This window comes from Spirillospora sp. NPDC000708, from assembly GCF_040299565.1.
Taxonomy (GTDB): Bacteria; Actinomycetota; Actinomycetes; order Streptosporangiales; family Streptosporangiaceae; genus Spirillospora.
In genome coordinates this window covers 13,400-32,501 of the sequence record NZ_JBEPCJ010000110.1, presented here as the reverse complement: position 1 = coordinate 32,501, position 19,102 = coordinate 13,400, and the positions used below count along the sequence as shown (strand labels likewise).

At 74.3% G+C, this 19,102-nt stretch carries 16 protein-coding genes; 14 read left to right on the top strand and 2 right to left on the bottom strand.

The genetic code is table 11. The features are described from left to right. Positions 1–58: 58 nt before the first annotated feature. The gene (locus ABT299_RS45700; RefSeq protein ID WP_190852500.1) at positions 59–904 is read right to left on the bottom strand and encodes a sirohydrochlorin chelatase family protein; all 846 of its coding nucleotides are present in this window, start codon (positions 902–904) and stop codon (positions 59–61) included. A gap of 305 nt (positions 905–1,209) precedes the next feature. Here ABT299_RS45700 and ABT299_RS45695 point away from each other — a divergent pair, with 305 nt between their 5' ends. The 10 genes from ABT299_RS45695 (at position 1,210) to ABT299_RS45650 (ending at position 13,256) form a co-directional block, all read left to right on the top strand. Further along, positions 1,210–4,125 (top strand): sensor histidine kinase, encoded by a 2,916-nt coding sequence (locus ABT299_RS45695; protein WP_500254617.1) that lies wholly within the window; start codon positions 1,210–1,212, stop codon positions 4,123–4,125. Then, complete coding sequence (locus ABT299_RS45690) at positions 4,125–4,592, top strand: roadblock/LC7 domain-containing protein (protein WP_190852827.1); 468 nt, start codon at positions 4,125–4,127, stop codon at positions 4,590–4,592. The genes ABT299_RS45695 and ABT299_RS45690 overlap by 1 nt, the downstream gene beginning before the upstream one ends. Before the next feature lie 44 nt (positions 4,593–4,636). Further along, complete coding sequence (locus ABT299_RS45685) at positions 4,637–5,014, top strand: DUF742 domain-containing protein (RefSeq protein WP_190852495.1); 378 nt, start codon at positions 4,637–4,639, stop codon at positions 5,012–5,014. Beyond that, on the top strand, positions 4,995–5,648 hold the full coding sequence (locus tag ABT299_RS45680; RefSeq protein ID WP_387026898.1) for a GTP-binding protein: 654 nt from the start codon (positions 4,995–4,997) through the stop codon (positions 5,646–5,648). The genes ABT299_RS45685 and ABT299_RS45680 overlap by 20 nt, the downstream gene beginning before the upstream one ends. A 105-nt stretch (positions 5,649–5,753) precedes the next feature. Continuing rightward, positions 5,754–8,582 (top strand): sensor histidine kinase, encoded by a 2,829-nt coding sequence (locus tag ABT299_RS45675; protein WP_500254616.1) that lies wholly within the window; start codon positions 5,754–5,756, stop codon positions 8,580–8,582. Next, the gene (locus ABT299_RS45670) at positions 8,579–9,022 is read left to right on the top strand and encodes a roadblock/LC7 domain-containing protein (protein ID WP_190852490.1); all 444 of its coding nucleotides are present in this window, start codon (positions 8,579–8,581) and stop codon (positions 9,020–9,022) included. The genes ABT299_RS45675 and ABT299_RS45670 overlap by 4 nt, the downstream gene beginning before the upstream one ends. Before the next feature lie 23 nt (positions 9,023–9,045). After that, positions 9,046–9,567, top strand: coding sequence for a DUF742 domain-containing protein (locus ABT299_RS45665; RefSeq protein ID WP_500254615.1), 522 nt, complete (start codon positions 9,046–9,048; stop codon positions 9,565–9,567). Next, positions 9,548–10,156: a GTP-binding protein gene (locus ABT299_RS45660; RefSeq protein WP_190852488.1), complete on the top strand. Its 609-nt coding sequence runs from the start codon at positions 9,548–9,550 to the stop codon at positions 10,154–10,156. The genes ABT299_RS45665 and ABT299_RS45660 overlap by 20 nt, the downstream gene beginning before the upstream one ends. 196 nt (positions 10,157–10,352) lie before the next feature. Continuing rightward, positions 10,353–11,615, top strand: coding sequence for an ROK family transcriptional regulator (locus ABT299_RS45655; protein WP_387026900.1), 1,263 nt, complete (start codon positions 10,353–10,355; stop codon positions 11,613–11,615). Between the two features lie 99 nt (positions 11,616–11,714). Next, complete coding sequence (locus ABT299_RS45650) at positions 11,715–13,256, top strand: sugar ABC transporter ATP-binding protein (protein ID WP_190852486.1); 1,542 nt, start codon at positions 11,715–11,717, stop codon at positions 13,254–13,256. Between the two features lie 14 nt (positions 13,257–13,270). On the opposite strand, the gene ABT299_RS45645 is transcribed toward ABT299_RS45650, so the two are convergent. Further along, positions 13,271–14,467, bottom strand: coding sequence for an RNA-guided endonuclease InsQ/TnpB family protein (locus tag ABT299_RS45645; protein WP_500254614.1), 1,197 nt, complete (start codon positions 14,465–14,467; stop codon positions 13,271–13,273). A 101-nt stretch (positions 14,468–14,568) separates the two neighbouring features. On the opposite strand from ABT299_RS45645, the gene ABT299_RS45640 reads away from it, so the two are divergent. From ABT299_RS45640 to ABT299_RS45625, 4 genes are all read left to right on the top strand, one after another. Further along, on the top strand, positions 14,569–15,603 hold the full coding sequence (locus tag ABT299_RS45640; RefSeq protein WP_190852484.1) for an ABC transporter permease subunit: 1,035 nt from the start codon (positions 14,569–14,571) through the stop codon (positions 15,601–15,603). A 101-nt stretch (positions 15,604–15,704) separates the two neighbouring features. Next, entirely contained in the window at positions 15,705–16,769 is a 1,065-nt protein-coding gene (locus ABT299_RS45635) for an ABC transporter substrate-binding protein (RefSeq protein ID WP_500254613.1), read from the top strand. A 49-nt stretch (positions 16,770–16,818) separates the two neighbouring features. Next, the gene (locus ABT299_RS45630; RefSeq protein WP_500254612.1) at positions 16,819–17,964 is read left to right on the top strand and encodes a Gfo/Idh/MocA family protein; all 1,146 of its coding nucleotides are present in this window, start codon (positions 16,819–16,821) and stop codon (positions 17,962–17,964) included. Between the two features lies 1 nt (position 17,965). Further along, positions 17,966–18,970: a sugar phosphate isomerase/epimerase family protein gene (locus tag ABT299_RS45625; RefSeq protein WP_500254611.1), complete on the top strand. Its 1,005-nt coding sequence runs from the start codon at positions 17,966–17,968 to the stop codon at positions 18,968–18,970. Positions 18,971–19,102 lie beyond the last annotated feature (132 nt).

Sequence of the window (19,102 nt, the reverse complement as noted above, 5' to 3'; positions counted from 1 at the left end):
CGATCTGCGAAACAGCCCCTCCGTCGTGACGGGGGTTCCAGGGGGTCGCCCCCCTGGGCTAATCGGCCAGGGCCAGTGAGAGGGCTTCGACGTAGCGGAGGGCGGCGAGGCGGGCCAGGGCCGGGTGGGGGCCGAGGGGGGCCGCGTACGCGGCGCCGACGGCGGCGGCCGCGGCGGGGACCAGGCGGGCCTCCGGCTCGGGGCCGATGACGTGCGGCGCGAGGGCGACGGACGCGGCGCCGGCGGCGCGCAGCTGCTCGCCGGCGGCCCGGATGCCGGCCTCGTCGGCGAGCGAGGCGGTGAAGACGGGCGCGGCGAGCCGGGAGGCGAGCAGCACGCTGGTCACCTCGGCCTGCCGGACGGCGGTGGCGTCGCCGGGGGTGGCGACGATGACGCCGGTGGCGGCGGTGACCATCGTCATCATCCGGATGCGGTCGGCGCGGGCGAGGCCGGCGTCGGCGAGCCGGTCGTGCAGCGCCTCGGCGATGAGGGGGTGCGGGCCGAGCGGCTCGGCGGCGACGGCCCGGACCGGGGCGGCCGCGACGGCGGCGCGGACGGCGGCGTCCAGGGCCGGGTCGGGCCCGGTGGACATCGGCACGACGACGGCCGCGAGCTCGTCCTGGGGGTGGCCGAGGCCGGCGAGGACGGCGTGCAGGTCGCCCTCGCCGCCGTCGAAGTGCCCGACGTAGGCGGGCTGGCCGGTGTGCTCGATCTCCACGAGCCGGGCGAGCTCGGCGGCGATCTCGGTGCCGCCCTGTTGCCGGGCGGGGCCGGGCACGGCCAGGACGAGAGCGGGGGATCCTTGGGGCAGCAGGAAGGACTCGTCGCCGCGATGTCGGCCGCCGCGGGGTGTGCGGCGGCGTCGCGACGGAAGTGCCTCGGATGCCTGGCTTTCGGGACTCACGGCGGGAATGGTAACGCTCCCGGGCGCGGAGGGCGGGCTCCCGCTCCGGCCGAGCGGGCCGGCCGCGCCGTGGCTGCCTGTACTGATCGTCGGTCTCCCTCCCGTGCCGGGCCGGGATCGGCGGGCGAAACAGCAGAGTATGGCCCATCGCCGCCCGGCAACAGGGGGAAATGAAGCAAATGTCCTGATTGTCGATAACCGATTCCGGATCCGAATACGGACGAAAGGGGGAGAAGGGGTTGCGGAGGCGTGACAGGCCGCCCCTATGATCGGGCCACCCTACGTGCCGGAACGTTCGAGGTCCCATGAGAACCGCACGCACGCGCCCGATCCGGTCCAAGGTCGCCGCGCTCCTTCTCGTTCCGCTCGTCTCGCTGGTCGCGATCTGGGCCTACGCCGCCGACATCACCGGCCGCGCCGCCCTCGCCCAGCGGAAGTACCACACGCTGAACGAGCAGTTCGCCGCGTCCGGCCAGGGGCTGCTCGTCGAGCTGGGCAAGGAGCGGCAGGCGTCGGTCGTGTACCTGAGCGGCCCGCGCAAGCCGGCGTCCACGCCCGCGGCCCTCACCGCCCAGCGCGCGCGCCTGGACAAGGCCGTGGCCACCTTCCGCCGCACGTCCACCTCCGACGCCGCGCGCGGCGCCACCACGGCCGAGATGCGGTCGCGGGTCTCGGACGTGCTGAAGGCGCTCGGCGGCCTCGGCCAGCTGCGCGCCGCCGTCGACGCCCGCGCGGTCGACCGGCTGACGGCCGTCAACGACTACAGCAGCATGGTCGACGTGATGCACCGGCTGTACGACAGCCTGATCGTCATCAACGACGCGTCCCTCTACAACTGGACGCTGTCCGACCGCGCCGCCGGGCGCGCGATGGAACTGCTGCAGCGGGAGAACGCGCTGGTCGCGGGCGCGCTCGTCACGCACGGCCAGATGTCCGCCGCCGAGCACCGCACGTTCCTGGAGATGCTCGGCGAGCAGCGCTGGCAGTGGCAGCGGCAGCGGTCGCTGGCCGACCCGAAGGTCTACGCGCGGCTCACCGCGCCGGTGTTCGCCTCGACGCAGTACCACGCGTACAAGGACCTCGAGGACCGGATCGCCGCGCACGACCGCGGGCCGCTGCCGATCAGCGCCTGGCAGTGGCAGGCGACCGCGCAGCCGCTGGTCCTGTCCGTCAACCAGATGATCATGGCGAACACCGATCAGGCCGCCGCGCGCGCCGACCGGCTGGGCCGCGACGCCTACATCCGGCTCGGCGTCGTCGGCGGCGCCGGCCTGCTGGTGATCGCCGTGTCGGTGCTGCTCGCGCTGCGGTTCGGCCGCGGCGTCGTCCGCGAGCTGGTCGGGCTGCGCGGCTCCGCCGAGGAGCTGGCCGACGAGCGGCTGCCGCGGCTGGTCGACCGGCTGCGCCGCAACGAGCCCGTGGACGTCGAGGCGGAGGCGCCCGCGCTGCCGCGCGGCCGCACCAGCGAGGTCACCCGGCTCGCCGAGTCGTTCGCCAAGGTGCAGCGCACCGCGGTGGACGCCGCCGTCGGGCAGGCCGAGCTGCGCGCCGGCGTCAGCCGGATCTTCCTCAACATCGCCCGCCGCAACCAGTCGCTGCTGCACCGCCAGCTGACGATGCTGGACGGGCTGGAGAGCCGCGCCGAGGCCGACGACCTGGAGGCGCTGTTCCGGATCGACCACCTCACCACCCGCATGCGGCGGCACGCCGAGAGCCTGATCATCCTGTCCGGCGCCACCCCGGGCCGCGGCTGGCGGCGCCCGGTGCTCATCGCCGACGTGCTGCGCGCCGCCGTCGCCGAGATCGAGGACTACACCCGCGCGGTCGTGCTGACCGAGTCCGAGGACGGCCTGGTCGGCGCCGCCGTCACCGACGTCGTGCACCTGCTGGCCGAGCTGCTGGAGAACGCGGCGTCGTTCTCCCCGCCCAACACCGAGGTGCGGGTGATGGCGGAGCGGGTCGGCAACGGCTTCTGCGTGGAGATCGAGGACCGCGGGCTCGGCGTGAAGCCGGAGACACTCGCCGAGATCAACCGGCGGCTCGCCGAGCCGCCCGAGTTCGACCTGGTCGACACCGACCGGCTGGGGCTGTTCGTGGTCGCCCGGCTCGCGGCCCGGCACGGCATCGACGTGTCGCTGCACCGCTCCCCGTACGGGGGCGTGACGGCCATCGTGCTGATGCCGCACGAGCTCGTGGTGCCCGCCGACCGGATGGACGAGGAGATCGTCCCGCTGGAGGGCGGTCCGGACGCCGCCGCGGCCGAGGTACCCGCGGTCGAGGCCCCGGCGGACGCCGGCGAGCCCGCTACGGCCGGCGGCGCGGGCGCCCCGTCCCCGGACGGTGCCGGCGGCGGGCCGGGCGGCGCCGAGCCCGTCGAGCCGGTCCCCGTGCGGCCGGCGCCGGCCGGCGCCGGGCCGACGTTCATGGGCACCCCGTACACCGACGTCCCGTTCGGCGGGACGCCGCGGCCGGAGGTCGTGACGCGCGCCGAGGTCGTCCCCGACGTCGGGGTGTTCGCGCGCCGGGAGCCCGCGCCCGGCGACGCGCCCCAGCCCGGCATGGAGCAGCCCGGCATGGAGCAGCCCGGCATGCGGCGGCCCGGCACGGCGTGGCCGGAGCCCGTGCCGCTGCGCGAGACGCCGCCCGTGCTGCCGCAGCTCGCCGGCCCGGCCGCCCCGTGGGGCGACCCCGAGGACCAGGCGCCCGCCGCGCCGTTCCGCGGGCCGCGCGGCGGCTCCGTGAACCCCTGGTCCGACGACGCGGACGCCGTGCCGGCGTACGCGTCGGACGATCCGTCCGACGCCGACGGCTGGACGCCCGCGCCGGTCTACGCGCCAGGCGCGCGCACGCCCGGCGGCCCGCCGGCGGGCGCCCCCGAGCGGGACGGAGACCCGGGAACGGAGCGCGGTGCGCATCCGGCCGGTGACACGGCGTGGGACGGCGTGGAAGATCGCGGTACCGTCGTCGGCGGCGAGCGCCCTCGGGGCGCGGAGGGCGGCTCTCCCGCCGGGACCCACGCGGGCCTGCCCCGCAGGGTCCGGCAGGAGAACCTCGCGCCGCAGTTGCGCAAGGAGCCGCCGCCGTTGCCTCCGCCGGTCGCCGGCGGTCCCGCCGGCGGGGTCGCGCGGTCCCCGGAGGAGGCGCGCTCGCTGATGGCCTCGGTACAGCAGGGATGGCGGCGCGGCCGCGCGTCCGATGGGGAGGATGAGGGGACCCGATGATGCACAACACGGTCACCGGCGAGCTCAACTGGCTGCTCAACGACTTCGCCGAGCGCGTCGCGAGCGTGCGGCAGGCGGTGATCCTGTCCCGCGACGGCCTCGCGGTCGCCGCGTCCAGCGAGCTCGGCCGCGAGGACGCCGAGCACCTGTCCGCGCTGGCGTCCGGCGTGCAGAGCCTCGCGCGCGGCGCCGGCCGGCACTTCGCGGGCGGCAACGTCCGCCAGACCATCATCGAGATGGACGCGCTGCTGCTGTTCGTCACCGCCGCCGGCGACGGCACCTGCCTGGCGGTGATCGCCGAGGCGGAGGCCGACGCGGGCCTGGTCGCCTACGAGATGGCGGTGCTGGTCAAGCGGGTCGGGCAGCACCTGCAGGCCGCCCCGCGGCACGAGCAGGCGGGCGGCGGCTTCGGCGGCGGTTACACCGGCGGCTACGGCGCCGGGGGAGCGGTCCCGCAGGGCCGGTGACCCGGACGGAGCCCGTCCCGGGGGAGATGTGGGGGTAATGACCGATGAACCCGTCGGCGGAGCGGTGGCTGGACCGGGAGGCCGGCCCGCTCGTCCGCCCCTACGCGCGGACCCGGGGCCGCACCCGTCCCGCGGGTGAGGGCTTCGAACTGATCGCGGTCGTCGCGGCCACCGGCGCGCAGCCGGGCGACCGGCTGCGCTACAGCCCCGACCACGTGCGGATCCTGCGCGGCTGCGCCCGCCCGGTCGCCGTGGTCGACCTGGCCTCGGAGTTCGGGCTGCCGCTCGGGGTCGTCCGGGTGCTGCTCGGCGACCTGCGCGACGAGGGGCTGATCCGGGTGGTGGACTCCGCCGCCCCCGCGGACGGGCGGCCCGGACGGGGCGTCCTGAGGGAGGTCCTCAATGGCCTACGCGCCCTCTGACCCCGGCCCGGGTCCCGGCGCCGGGCTCGCCGCCCGCCCGCTGGTCACCACCAAGATCCTCATCGCGGGCGGGTTCGGCGCCGGCAAGACCACCCTCGTCGGGTCGATCAGCGAGATCCGGCCGCTGCGCACCGAGGAGCCGCTGACCGACCGCGGCGTCGGCGTGGACGACGTGACCGGCGTCCGCGCCAAGTCGACCACGACCGTCGCGATGGACTTCGGCCGCATCACGCTCTCCGACCAGCTGCTGCTCTACCTGTTCGGCACGCCCGGCCAGGACCGGTTCTGGTTCATGTGGGACGAGCTGGCTGCTGGCGCGATCGGCGCGGTCGTGCTCGCCGACACCCGCCGGCTGACCGGCTGCTTCCCCGCGATCGACTACTTCGAGCGGCGCCGCCTGCCGTTCGTCGTCGCCGTCAACTGCTTCGACGGCGCGCGGCGGCACGACCCCCGGGACGTCGCGATCGCGCTGGACCTGGACCCCGGCGTCCCGGTGCTGCTGTGCGACGCCCGCCGCCGCGAATCGGCCAAGGAGGTCCTCATCGCGCTGATGGAGCACGTGCTGAGCTGGCCGGACGCCGACGACCCCGGACATGACGCTCGGTCACCTGATCGTCGCCGTCCCGCGACGTAGTAGAGTCCCGCAGACCCCCGTACATCCCGCATCGGGAGGTTCCCCCCGCATGTCGCATCCCCCATCGCCGAAAGCCATCGATGTGAGCATGGTCCACCTGCCGTGATGGCCTCCCGCTTCTCCTCCATCCGGGCGAGGATCACGCTCCTGGTCCTCGTGCCGCTGCTCGCGCTGGCCGCGCTGTGGATGTTCCTCACCGGGATCACCTACGGCGACGCGCACCAGCTGCTGCAGAGCCGCAAGTTCCAGCAGGAGGCGGTGCTGCCCACGCAGCGGCTGATGAACGCGCTGCAGAAGGAGCGCCGGCTGTCGATGGCGGACGCCGGGTCGTCCCGCTCGGTGAACCCCGACGTGCTGCGCACGCAGCGGCAGGTGACCGACGGCGCGGTCAGGGAGCTGCGCAAGGGCTTCGGGGACGGCGCCCTGCGCGACTCGATCCTGCCCGGCGTCGTCAAGCGGATGGACGACCTGCTGGCCAGGCTCGGCACGCTGGAGACGACCCGCCGCGGCGTCGACGACCGCGCCTCCAGCCGCGCGGACGTGCTCGCCGACTACAGCGGCATCATCGACGCCGGCTTCGCGATCTACAGCGCGACGACGCCCGCGAACGGCACCATCACCGCCGACGCGCGCACGCTCACCTCCGTCGGCCGCGGCCGGGAGTTCCTGTCCCGCGAGGACGCGCTGCTGACCGGCGCGCTCGCCGCCGGGCACCTGAGCGCCGCCGAGCGCGGCGAGTTCGCGCAGCTCGTCGGCGCGCAGCGGATGGCGTACGCGGACAACGTCCCGAACCTGCCGGCCGCCGACCGCGGCCGCTACGAGCGCCTCGTCGCCACCCCGCAGTTCGCGCAGCTGCGCAAGCTGGAGGACGAGGTCATCCGGGGGGCCGAGCAGGTCCGGACGGTCTCGAAGAAGAAGCAGGTCCAGGGCCGGACGGCGACGGGCACGGCGACCGGGCAGGGCGCCGCGTCCGCGACGGGCGCCCGCGGCGGGACCCCCACGGGGGCCTCCCGCGCCGCGCGGGCCCCGATCGTCGACCCGTCCCAGTGGCGGACGGTCGCCGACGACGCCGACGAGGACCTCTACCACTTCGAGAACCGCACCCTCGACGACATCACCGGCCGGGCGCAGCACATCGCGGTCGGCGTGTTCGTCCGGCTGGGCATCGCGGGCGGCCTCGGCCTGGTCGCCGTCGTGCTGTCCGCCATGATCGCGATCCGGGTGTCGCGGCGGCTGCTGCGCGAGTGCCGCACGCTCGCGGGCGCCGTCGTGGACTTCACCCGCAAGCGGCTCCCGCTGCTGGCCGAGCAGGTCCGCGCCGGGCGCCCCGCCGAGCCCGAGCCGGAGCCCGCCGTCGACTTCCGGATCAGGGAGATCCGGCAGATCGCCGACTCCTTCGACCGGGCCCGCGAGGCGGTGCTGGTGGCCGCGGCCGGCGAGGTCGCGGCGCGGCGCGGGATCAGCGAGGTGTTCGTCAACCTCGCCCGCCGCAACCAGGCGCTGCTGCACCGCCAGCTCAGCCTGCTCGACACCATGGAGCGCCGCACCGAGGACCCGTCGGAGCTGTCCGACCTGTTCCGCCTCGACCACCTCGCGACCCGCATGCGGCGGCACGCCGAGGGCCTGGTCATCCTGGCCGGCAAGACCGCCGGGCGCGGCTGGCGGCGGCCCGTCCCGCTGGTGGACGTGGTGCGCGGCGCGGTCGCCGAGGTCGAGGACTACCCGCGGGTCCGGGTGCAGCCGCTGCCGCGGATCGCGCTGCTCGGCTCCGCCGTCGCCGACGTCATCCACCTGCTCGCCGAGGTGGTGGAGAACGCCACCACGTTCTCCCCGCCGCAGTCGCCGGTGCGGGTCAGCGGGCACCCGGTCGCCAACGGCTTCGCCATCGAGGTGGAGGACCGCGGCCTCGGCATGACCGAGGAGGCGCTGCGCACCGCGAACGCCCGGCTGGACGACCCGCCGGAGTTCGACCCGTCCGACAGCGCGCAGCTCGGCCTGTTCGTCGTGGCGCGGCTCGCCGAACGGCACGACATCAAGGTGACGCTGCGGCAGTCGCCGTACGGCGGTACCACCGCGATCGCGCTGATCCCGGGATCCCTCATCGTGGACACCGCGGAGCAGGAGCCGCCCGCGCGCCGCAACACCGGGCCGATGCGGCTGCCGGCCGCGCAAGCGGGCGCGCTGTCGGCGTCCGCGCGCCCGGCGGTGGAGCAGGGCGGCGTCGTGCGGCTGGTCGCGGAGGCCGAGCCGCTGCGCGCCGATCCCGTCCGGACGGAACCGGTCCGGACGGAATCCGGGCTCCCCGAGCAGGCACAGTCCGAGCAGGCACAGTCGGAGCAGGCCCAGTCCGAGCAGGCGGGCGAGCAGGCGCGGGAGGAGGCGTCCGGGCTGACGCCACTGCCGGAGCGCAGGCGTTCCCGGCAGGCCGACCGGCCGCAGCCCGCACCCGAGCCCGCCCCGGCGGCGGACGCGGAGCCCGCGGGGGCGACGGCGGACGGCGGGCTTCCCAAGCGCCGCCGGCAGACGCATCTCGCGCCCCAGCTGAAGGAGCGGGTGGACGCCCATCTGGCCGCACAGGGGCAGGCACCGCCGCCCGCCGCCGCGGCGCCGCCCGCGCAGCAGCAGCCCGCGCAGCCGGAGCCGCCGCGGCCGGAGCCGTCGATGCCGCTGGCCGCCCCCGTCCCCGCCGACGCGTCCCCGCCCGAGGACGCGGGCGCGCCCACCGGGCCGGCGGACGTCCCGCCCGGCGGCGGGAGCGCTCCACCGGACGTCCCGGACGCGGCGCGCTCGCCCGAGACCATGCGGTCGATGATGTCCGCCATGCAGCGCGGGTGGCAGCGCGGCAGGCGGGAGGCGGCCGACGCCGAGGCGCAGGCCCCGCCCGGCCGCGACGACCACCCCAACCGAGGTGACCAGGAGGACGACGCCCCATGACAGAAGCCCAGCACTCCGGCGCGGAGGCCGCGGGCGGTGCCGGCGGCGAGCTGAACTGGCTGCTGGACAGCCTCGTGCAGCGCGTCGCCCAGGTGCAGAACGCGGTGGTCCTGTCGAGCGACGGCCTGCGCATGGCGGCCTCCCGCGGTCTCGGCCAGGAGGCCTCGGACCACCTCGCGGCCGTCGCCGCCAGCTTCCAGAGCCTCGCCCGCGGCGCGGGCGAGTCGTTCGGCGGCGGCCCGGTCCGGCAGACCATCGTGGAGATGGAGTCGGCGTTCCTGTTCGTCACCGCGGCCGGGCGCGGCGCGTGCCTCGCGGTGCTCGCCGACGCCGACGCCGACCTCGGCATGATCGCCTACGAGATGGCGATGCTCGTCACGCGGGTCGGCCAGCACCTGTCGGCCAACCCGCGGGTGGCCGCGGCCGAGGGCGGCGTGTGACGGTGGACGGGACCGAGGGTTCCGTGCCCGAATGGCCGCACCGGCACGCGGCGGGCGCCACGGCGGGCGCCGCCGGCGGCCCGCCGGGGAACGCCGCGGGGAGCGTCGCGGGCGCCCCGGGCGGCGCTCAGGGCGGCGCCGCGGGCGGAGCGGGCGGGACGGCGTGGTTCGACGACGCCGCCGGGCCCGTCGTGCGCCCCTACGCGCTCACCGGCGGCCGCACCCACTACGAGGGCGTCGAGTTCGACCTCGTCGCGCTGATCGAGGCCGTCGAGCCGCCGGGCGGCGCGGACTCGAACCCGGCGATTCCGGCATCTCCGTGGTCGCCGGAGCCGGAACATGACATGATCCTGGAGCTTTGCCGCACCCCGTCGTCGGTCGTCGAGATAGCGTCGGATCTGGAACTTCCCCTCGGGGTCGTCCGGGTCCTGCTCGGCGACCTGCTCGACCGTTCGCTGATACAGGTCCGGCGCCCCGCGCCGGTGGCGCAGTTCCCGAGCGAGCGCGTACTCAAGGAAGTGATCGATGGAATCCGTGCGCTCTGACGCGGCCGCCCAGGCGGGCGATTCCGCGCTGACCGTCAAGATCCTCGTGGCCGGTGGCTTCGGAGTCGGCAAGACCACCCTGGTGAGCGCGGTCAGCGAGATCCGTCCGCTGCGCACCGAGGAGGCGCTGACCGAGAAGAGCATCGGCATCGACGACACCACGGCGGTGTCGTCGAAGACCACGACGACCGTGGCGATGGACTTCGGGCGGATCACCCTGCCGAACGGCCTGGTGCTGTTCGTGTTCGGCACGCCCGGCCAGGACCGCTTCTGGTTCATGTGGGACGAGCTGGCCAAGGGCGCGCTCGGCGCGGTGGTGCTGGTCGACACCCGCCGGCTGGCCGACTGCTTCGCCTCGGTGGACTACTTCGAGCGGCGCGGCGTGCCGTTCATCATCGGGGTCAACCGGTTCGACGGCGCCGGTCGGCACACCCCCGACCAGGTGCGCGACGCCCTCGACCTGTCGCCCGACATCCCGGTGATCGACTGCGACGTCCGCGACCGCGAGGACGCCAAGCGCGTGCTCATCACGCTCGTCGAGCACATCATGCGCACGATGAGCGGCAGCCGCCAGGCCGTCACCTACTGACGGGCGGGCTGACGGGCGGGGGCGCGCGGGCGCCCCTTCTCGTGACGTCCTGACCCCTGCGGGCAGAGAGCCCCGGACCCGGCACGTTCCGGTCCGGGGCTTTTTCGCGGGCGACTTTGTCCTGTGACAGGAGAAAGTTCGAAAGAGCTGGGTGAAAGGTCTTCTCAAGTCGACGAAAGCCGGTTACGGTCTCCGCATGAGACCGGGGTCACACGGCCCCGGCGCCCCGAACGGCACCCGAGAGGACGGCGTGATGCGCATGCCGGCTCGTCCGCAGAACGTGCATCAGGCACGCCTGCTGCGGCTGCTGCGCGACGAGGGCCCGCGGTCGCGCGCCGAGCTGGGCGACGTCGTCCGGCTGTCGCGCTCGAAGCTGGCCGTCGAGCTGGACCGGCTGGTCGAGCTCGGGCTGGTGGAGGGCGCCGGGCTCGCGGCGTCGCGCGGCGGGCGGCGGTCCGGGATCGTCCGGCTGTCGCCGAGCCTGCGGTTCGTCGCGTTCGACATCGGCGCCACCTCGATCGACGTCGCGGTGACGGACGGCGCCCTGGAGGTGCTCGGCCACGTCAGCGAGGCGTGCGACGTGCGGCAGGGCGCGACGGCGGTGCTGGACCGGGCCCTGGACCTGCTCGGCAAGCTGCGCGACGAGGGTCTGATCCCGCGCGTGCACGGCACCGGGATCGGCGTCCCGGGGCCGGTGAGCTTCCGGGACGGGATGCCGGTCGTTCCGCCGATCATGCCGGGCTGGGACCGGTTCCCGGTGCGCGACGCGATCGGCGCCGAGCTCGGCTGCCCCGTCCTGGTGGACAACGACGTGAACCTGATGGCGCTCGGCGAGCTGCACGCGGGCCTCGCGCGGTCGGTGGACGACTTCCTGCTCGTCAAGATCGGCACCGGCATCGGCTGCGGCATCGTCGTGGACGGCGCGATCTACCGGGGCGTGTCGGGCAGCGCGGGCGACATCGGGCACATCCGGATCGACGACGACGGTCCCATGTGCGCGTGCGGCAACGCCGGCTGCCTGGAGGCGTACTTCGGCGGCGCGGCGCTCGCGCGGGACGCGGAGGCGGCGGCGCGCTCGGGGGAGTCGCCGCAGCTCGCCGCGCTGCTGGACAGCCACGGGGAGCTGTCCGGCGAGCACGTCGCGCAGGCCGCCGCGGCCGGCGACCCGGCGTCGGTGCGGATCATCCGGGAGGGCGGCCGGCACGTCGGGCAGGTCCTCGCCGGGCTGGTCAGCTTCTTCAACCCGGGCCTGGTGATCATCGCCGGCGGCGTCGCCGGGCTCGGCCACACCCTGCTCGCGGAGATCCGCAGCGTCGTCTACCGCCGGTCGGCGCCGCTGGCGACCGGCAACCTGCCGATCGTGCTGTCCGAGCTGGCCGGCGCCGCCGGGGTGGTGGGCGGCGCGCGGCTGATCAGCGACCACGTGTTCTCCCCGCCGCCCGACCCGCGCCCCGCCTGACCCTCCGCCCCGCCCCGCCCCGCCCACGCCCTGCCCGACCTCCGTCCCCGACCCGCGTTCCTCCCGTCACGCGTCCCTCCTGACCCCCGAGGAGGCCCGATGGGCCCGTCCGAACCCGAACCGCTGCTGCGCATGCGCGGCATCGTCAAGCAGTTCCCCGGCGTCCGCGCGCTGGACGGCGTCGACCTCGACGTCCGGGCCGGCGAGGTGCACTGCCTGCTCGGCCAGAACGGCGCCGGGAAGTCGACGCTCATCAAGGTGCTCGCCGGCGCGCACCAGCCGGACGAGGGCGAGATCGCCTTCGCCGGGCGGCCGGCGCGGCTCGCCGGGCCGACCGCCGCGATGCGGGCCGGCATCGCGACCATCTACCAGGAGCTCGACCTGGTGGACGGGCTGTCGGTCGCCGACAACATCTTCCTCGGCCACGAGCGCGCGACACTCGGGTTCACCCGGCGCGGCGACGCCGAGCGGGCCGCGCGGGAGCTGCTCGGCCGGCTCGGGCACGGCGAGATCCCGCCGCGCCGCGAGGCGGGCCGGCTGCCTGCGGCGGGCAAGCAGGTCGTCAGCATGGCCCGCGCGCTGTCGCACGACGCCCGGCTCATCGTGATGGACGAGCCGTCCGCCGCCCTCGCGCACGACGAGGTGGCGAACCTGTTCCGCATCATCCGGGAGCTGACCGCGTCCGGCGTGGCCGTCGTCTACATCTCGCACCGGCTGGAGGAGATCCGCGAGATCGGCGACCGGGTGACCGTCCTCAAGGACGGCCGGTCCGTCGCGAACGGCCTTCCGGCCAAGACGACGAAGACCGACCACATCGTGTCGCTGATGACCGGCCGCGACATCGAGTACGTCTTCCCGGACCGGCCCGCGCCGGACGGCGACGGCGACGCCCCCGGCGGCGCGGCCGAGGTGCTGCGGGTCGAGGGGCTCACGCTGCCCGGCGCGTTCGCGGACGTGTCGTTCTCCGTCCGCGCGGGCGAGATCGTCGGGCTGGCCGGGCTCGTCGGGTCGGGCCGCTCGGAGATCCTCGAGGCGGTCTACGGGGCGCGGCGCCCGGCGCGCGGGCGGGTCCTCGTGGACGGCCGCCCGGTGCGTCCGGGCGACACGGGCGCGGCGGTGCGGCGCGGGATGGGCATGGCGCCGGAGGAGCGCAAGAGCCAGGCGCTGCTGCTGAACGACTCCGTCGCCGGGAACGTGACGGTCGCGGGCCTGCGCCGGTACTCGCGGCTCGGCTGGCTGAACCGGCGCCGCGAGCTGGCGGACGTCCGGGAGCAGATCGAGGCGCTCGACATCCGGCCGCCCGATCCGCGCCGCCCGGTGGTGACGCTGTCGGGCGGCAACCAGCAGAAGGTCGTGCTGGCCCGGTGGCTGGCGGGCGCGCGGAACCTGCGGCTGCTGATCCTGGACGAGCCGACCCGCGGCGTCGACGTCGGCGCGCGCGCGGAGCTGTACGCGGTGATCCGCGCCCTGGCGGCGCGCGGGATCGGGGTGCTGCTGGTGTCCAGCGAGGTGCCCGAGGTACTCGGCCTCGCCGACCGGGTGCTGGTCGTGCGCGAGGGCCGGGTGGTGCACAGCGGCGACGCCGCCGCTCTGGACGAGGCCGCCGTACTCAACATGATCATGGAAGGGAGCGCGCTTTGACTTCCTCTGCCGCTCTAAAGAGCGACGGGTCCTTCCCTCGCGGGTCGGGCTTCCTGCTTCGCGGCGGGCCGCCCCGGACGCACGTCCGGAGGTCTTACGCCCGCTCCACAGGCCGTCACCGCCAGCCCGGCGGCCAGGATGTTCTTCGCGGCGTTGAGGTCCCGGTCGTGCCGGGCGCCGCAGGCGGGGCACTGCCAGCGGCGAGTACCCAGTTCCAGATGGGGGAGCAGATGCCCGCAGGCGCTGCAGGTCTTGGAGGACGGGTACCAACGGTCGATCACCACCACCCGGCGGCCCAGCCGGATGGCCTTGTACTGCAGCATGGAGCGGAACTCGGCCCATCCGGCACGGGAGATCGCCCGCGAGAGCCGGCGGTTGCGGACCATTCCGGACACGTTCAGGTCTTCGAGCACTATCACGTCGTAGCGGCGGACGAGGTCGGTGCTGGTCTTGTGCAGGAAGTCCCTTTGTACGTCGCGAGCCCTGGCATGCTGCCGGGCGACCCTGCGGCACGCCTTCCGGCGGTTGGCCGAGCCCCTGGTCTTGCGGGCCATCATTTTCTGGTAGTGCTTCAGCCGACGCTCGTGCCGTTCCATGTCCTTGGGGCGGCTGATGCGGTCGCCGTGGCTGGTGACCGCGAATTCTCTCAGCCCGAGATCGATCCCTACGGTGTCGCATGCCGGTGGCGCCGGCGGCGGGTCCTCGTCCACGGCGAAGGTCGCGAACCAGCGGCCGTCCGGCTCGCGGGACACGATGACCATCGTCGGATTCAGCGTCGACAGATCCACCGCGCGCCAGGACCACACGATGCGAAGGGGACCGGCGGCCTTGGCCAGCCACAAATTCCCCTCGCGCATACGGAAGGCCGATCGGGTGAAGTGCGCCGATTGGCGGCCGGATCGGCTCTTGAACCGAGGGTGACGGGCTCGTCCGGAGAAGAACGCCTGGAAAGCGGCGTGCTGGTGCCGGAGCGCCTGCTGCAAAGGCACCGAGGAGACCTCGGCCAGGAACGCCAGTTCCGGCGTCCTCTTCCAAGCGGTCAGCGCGGAGTCCGTGTCCTTGTAGGAGGTCGACCGGCCTTCGGCGCGGTAGCGGGCCTGACGTTCGGCCAGCGTTCTGTTCCACACGAGGCGCACACACCCGAACGTGCGGTTCAGCATCGTGACCTGCTCGGGGCACGGGTAAGCCCGGCAGCGGTACGCCTTCCTCACTCCCCGCACCTTAGCGGTCACTTTCTGCTCGAGGCGCGGAAACCGCATCAGATGCGGCTTGCTTTCACGTCGGAGACACACCCTGCTGACGGAGGTGCGCGGTGACCGAGACGGACGCGGGTGTGCGCGGCGGCCCGGCACGCGGAACGTGGGCGAAGGGGCCGCTCCGGCCGCTGCGGCGCGACGGCGCGGGCCGCGGGCCCGGCGAGTTCCGGCACCTGGGGCTGGTCGCCGCGCTGGCGCTGCTGGCGGTGGTCGGCGTCGTCACCGAGCCCGACAACTTCCCGACCTCCGGGAACCTGGTCGGCATCCTGGCGCTGGCCGCCACCATCGGGGTGATCACGGTCGGCCAGACGTTCGTGATCATCGGCGGCGGGATCGACCTGTCGGTCGGGTCGGTGATGGCGCTCGCCTCGGTGTGGGCGACGACCGTCGCGACGCAGTCGTACGGACCGGCGGTGATGGCGCTGTGCGCGATCCTCGTCGGGACGGGCGCGGGCGTCGTCAGCGGCCTGCTGATCTCCTACGGCCGGATGGTCCCGTTCATCGCGACGCTGGCGATGCTGGTGTCGGCGCGCGGCCTGGCGCAGCGGATGTCGGACCGCAAGACGCAGCTGATCCGGCCGGAGAACGACGCGATCGAGTCGCTGTCCACCACGAAGGTGCTCGGGCTGCCGCTGGTCGTCTACATCTTCGCGGCCGTCGCGGTCGCCGGGTGGGTGCTGCTGAACCGCACCACGTTCGGCCGCCGCACGTTCGCGGTCGGCGGCAACCCGGAGGCGGCGCGGCTCGCCGGCATCGACGTCCGGCGGCACACGCTGCTGCTGTACGCGCTGTCGGGGTTCTGCTGCGGCGTCGCCGCGATCATCATCATGGCCCGCACCACCACCGGCTCCAGCACCCACGGCGACCTGTACGAGCTGGACGCGATCGCCGCCGTGATCATCGGCGGGACGCTGCTGACCGGCGGGCGCGGCACCGTCGCCGGGTCGATCCTCGGCGTGCTGGTGTTCACCGTCATCACGAACCTGTTCATCCTGAACGGCCTGCAGACCAGCGACCAGCTCATCGCCAAGGGCGTGATCATCGGGATCGCGGTGCTGCTGCAGCGCCGCGGCCTGCGCTCGCCCACCTGACCCGCTCGCCCCGGCCCCACCCGGTCCGCTCATCCGACCTGACCTGCCCGCCCCCGCGGCGCGCCCCCCGCCGCCCCACCCCCGGAAACCAGGAGCACGTCATGCGCGACCAGAGCACCCGCCCCACCCGCAGAGGCATCCTGTTCGGCGGCGCCGCAGTCGCGGCCGGCGCCCTCGCCACCGCCTGCACCAGCAACAACGAGAAGGACGACCCCGCCCCGGCCGCGCAGGCCGGCGCGCTCGGCGGCGACAACGACAAGCCCGGCAAGCAGGTGACCATCGGGTTCTCCGCGCCCGCCGCCGACCACGGCTGGACCGCCGCGATCGCCAAGAACGCCGAGGCGCAGGCCAAGAAGTACAAGGACGTGACGTTCAAGCCCGTCCAGCCGACCAACGACATCAACCAGCAGATCTCCGCGGTCGAGTCGCTGATCTCGGAGAAGGTGAACGTCCTGGTGATGCTGCCGAACGACGGCGAGCAGCTCAACCAGGTCGCGCGCAAGGCGATGGACGCCGGCATCCCGGTGATCAACCTGGACCGGGTGTTCCCCGACAAGCTGTCGTACCGGACGTGGATCGGCGGCGACAACTACGGCATGGGCGTGTCCGCCGGGCACTACATCGGCAAGAAGCTCAAGGCCAAGGGCGTCTCGAACCCGGTGATCGTGGAGATCCAGGGGATCGCGACGCTGCCGCTCACGCAGGACCGCAGCAAGGGCTTCGCGGACGCGCTGAAGTCCTACGGGTACTCCGTCACCGCCAAGCAGGACGCGAAGTTCACCGTGGAGACCGGCAACCAGGTCGCGTCCAACCTGCTGCAGGCGCACAAGAAGATCGACGCGCTGTGGAACCACGACGACGACCAGGGCGTCGGCGTGCTCGCCGCGATCAAGCAGTCCGGCCGCAAGGAGTTCTTCATGGTCGGCGGCGCCGGGTCCGCGAACGCCATGCGGGAGATCAAGGCGGGGAACGGGGTGCTGGAGGCGACCGTCACCTACCCGCCGACGATGGCCGCGTCCGCGGTCCGGCTGGCCCGGTTGCTGGCGCAGGGCAAGGGCATGGCCGACCTGGTGGAGCTGGAGCCGCCGCAGTCGATCACGCTGGCGTCCGAGACCGTCACCCGGGACAACGTGAGCCGCTACCTGCCGCTCGGCTTCGAGTCCTGAGCGCGGACCGCGCGCCCGCCGGCGACGCCGGCGGGCGCAGTACAGAGAGGTGAGCACATTGACCACCGTCGGAGTCGGGATGGTCGGGCACGCGTTCATGGGGCGCGCCCACTCCCAGGCATGGCGCACCGTCGGGCCGTTCTTCGGCCCGCCGCTGACCCCGGTGATGGCCGCTCTCGCCGGACGCGACGCCGGGCGGGCCGCCGCGGCCGCCCGCACGCTCGGGTGGGCGTCGTCGGAGGGCGACTGGAAGCAGCTGCTGCGCCGCGACGACGTGCAGATCGTGGACATCTGCACGCCGGGCGACGCGCACGCCGAGATCGCCGTCGCGGCGCTGGAGGCGGGCAAGCACGTCCTGTGCGAGAAGCCGCTCGCGAACTCGTCCGTGGAGGCGGAGGCGATGGTCGCGGCGGCCGAGCGCGCGCGCGAGCACGGCATCCGGTCGATGGTCGGGTTCAACTACCGGCGCGTCCCGGCGGTCACGCTCGCCCGCGACCTCGTGGCGGACGGGCGCATCGGGACCGTCCGGCACGTCCGCGCGCAGTACCTGCAGGACTGGCTGACGGACCCGGAGGCGCCGTTCAGCTGGCGGCTGGACCGCGACAGGGCCGGGACGGGCGCGCTCGGCGACATCGGCGCGCACATCATCGACACCGCGCAGTTCATCACCGGGCACGCGCTCGTCGGGGTGTCGGCGGTGCTGGACACCTTCGTCGGGGAGCGCCCGGTGCCGGGCGGCGGCACCGCCGCGGTCACGGTGGACGACGCGGCGCTGTTCGTCGGCCGCACCGACGGCGGCGCGCTCGCCTCCTTCGAGGCCACCCGGATGGCGACCGGGCGGAAGAACGCGCTCCGGATCGAGGTCAGCGGCTCGTCCGGCGCGCTGTCCTTCGACCTGGAGTCGATGAACGAGCTGTGGTTCTACGACGGCACCGAGGACGCCGCGACGGCGGGCTTCCGCCGGATCGTCGTCACCGAACCCGTCCACACCTACGCCCGGCAGTGGTGGCCGCCCGGTCACATGCTGGGGTACGAGCACACCTTCACCCACCAGGCGGCCGACTTCCTCACCGCGATCGCGGACGGCGCGGACCCGAGCCCGTCGTTCGCCGACGGCCTGCGGGTGCAGCGGGTGCTCGACGCGGTCGCCGCGAGCGCGGCGTCCGGCGGCTGGACCGACGTCGAGGGGAGCTGACATGGCACGACCGATCACGCTGTTCACCGGCCAGTGGGCCGACCTGCCGTTCGAGGAGGTCTGCCGGCTGGCGTCCGGCTGGGGCTACGAGGGCCTGGAGATCGCCTGCTGGGGGGACCACTTCGAGGTCGACAAGGCCCTCGCCGACGACGGCTACGTCCCGCGCAAGCTGGAGACGCTCGCCAAGCACGACCTCAAGGTGTTCGCGATCTCCAACCACCTCGTCGGGCAGGCCGTCTGCGACATCCCCGACGAGCGCCACCAGGCGATCCTGCCGGAGCGGATCTGGGGCGACGGCGAGCCCGAGGGCGTCCGCCGCCGCGCCGCCGAGGAGATCAAGGACACCGCCCGCGCCGCCGCCCGCCTCGGCGTCGGCACCGTCGTCGGCTTCACCGGCTCCTCGATCTGGCACACCGTCGCGATGTTCCCGCCGACCCCCGAGGCGATGGTGGAGCGCGGGTACGCCGACTTCGCCGACCGCTGGAACCCGATCCTGGACGTGTTCGACGAGGTCGGCGTCCGGTTCGCGCACGAGGTCCACCCGAGCGAGATCGCCTACGACTACTGGACGACCGTCCGGACCCTGGAGGCGATCGGGCACCGGCCCGCGTTCCGGCTGAACTTCGACCCGTCGCACTTCGTCTGGCAGGAGCTCGACCCCGTCGGGTTCCTGTTCGACTTCCGCGACCGGATCTACCACGTCGACTGCAAGGACACCAAGGTCCGCACCGGCGACGGGCGGCGCGGGCGGCTCTCGTCGCACCTGCCGTGGGCGGACCTGCGGCGCGGCTGGGACTTCATCTCCACCGGCCGCGGCGACGTCCCCTGGGAGGACGTGTTCCGCGCGCTCAACGCGATCGGCTACGACGGCCCGATCTCGGTCGAGTGGGAGGACGCCGGCATGGATCGCCTCCAGGGCGCCCCCGAGGCGCTGGAGTTCGTCCGGGCGCTGAACGCGATGGAACCCCCGTCCGCGGCCTTCGACGCCGCCTTCTCCTCCGACTGACCCGCGTCCCGCGCGCCCCCGCCCGCTCGCTCGGCCTGCGGCGCGCCCGCCCCCCGAGGGCCCCCCCGGGGGCGGCGCGCCGCACCCCACCCCCCGACGGGAGCCCGCCGACCTCGGCGGGCGCGTGGGCCT

Bases quoted from the DNA above. Each gene is read 5' to 3' on its own strand.
- ABT299_RS45660 (WP_190852488.1), top strand. From the start codon at position 9,548: ATGGAATCCGTGCGCTCTGACGCGGCCGCCCAGGCGGGCGATTCCGCG.
- ABT299_RS45685 (WP_190852495.1), top strand. From the start codon at position 4,637: ATGAACCCGTCGGCGGAGCGGTGGCTGGACCGGGAGGCCGGCCCGCTC.
- ABT299_RS45695 (WP_500254617.1), top strand. From the start codon at position 1,210: ATGAGAACCGCACGCACGCGCCCGATCCGGTCCAAGGTCGCCGCGCTC.
- ABT299_RS45635 (WP_500254613.1), top strand. From the start codon at position 15,705: ATGCGCGACCAGAGCACCCGCCCCACCCGCAGAGGCATCCTGTTCGGC.
- ABT299_RS45675 (WP_500254616.1), top strand. From the start codon at position 5,754: ATGGCCTCCCGCTTCTCCTCCATCCGGGCGAGGATCACGCTCCTGGTC.
- ABT299_RS45625 (WP_500254611.1), top strand. From the start codon at position 17,966: ATGGCACGACCGATCACGCTGTTCACCGGCCAGTGGGCCGACCTGCCG.
- ABT299_RS45680 (WP_387026898.1), top strand. From the start codon at position 4,995: ATGGCCTACGCGCCCTCTGACCCCGGCCCGGGTCCCGGCGCCGGGCTC.
- ABT299_RS45690 (WP_190852827.1), top strand. From the start codon at position 4,125: ATGCACAACACGGTCACCGGCGAGCTCAACTGGCTGCTCAACGACTTC.
- ABT299_RS45655 (WP_387026900.1), top strand. From the start codon at position 10,353: ATGAGACCGGGGTCACACGGCCCCGGCGCCCCGAACGGCACCCGAGAG.
- ABT299_RS45650 (WP_190852486.1), top strand. From the start codon at position 11,715: ATGGGCCCGTCCGAACCCGAACCGCTGCTGCGCATGCGCGGCATCGTC.
- ABT299_RS45670 (WP_190852490.1), top strand. From the start codon at position 8,579: ATGACAGAAGCCCAGCACTCCGGCGCGGAGGCCGCGGGCGGTGCCGGC.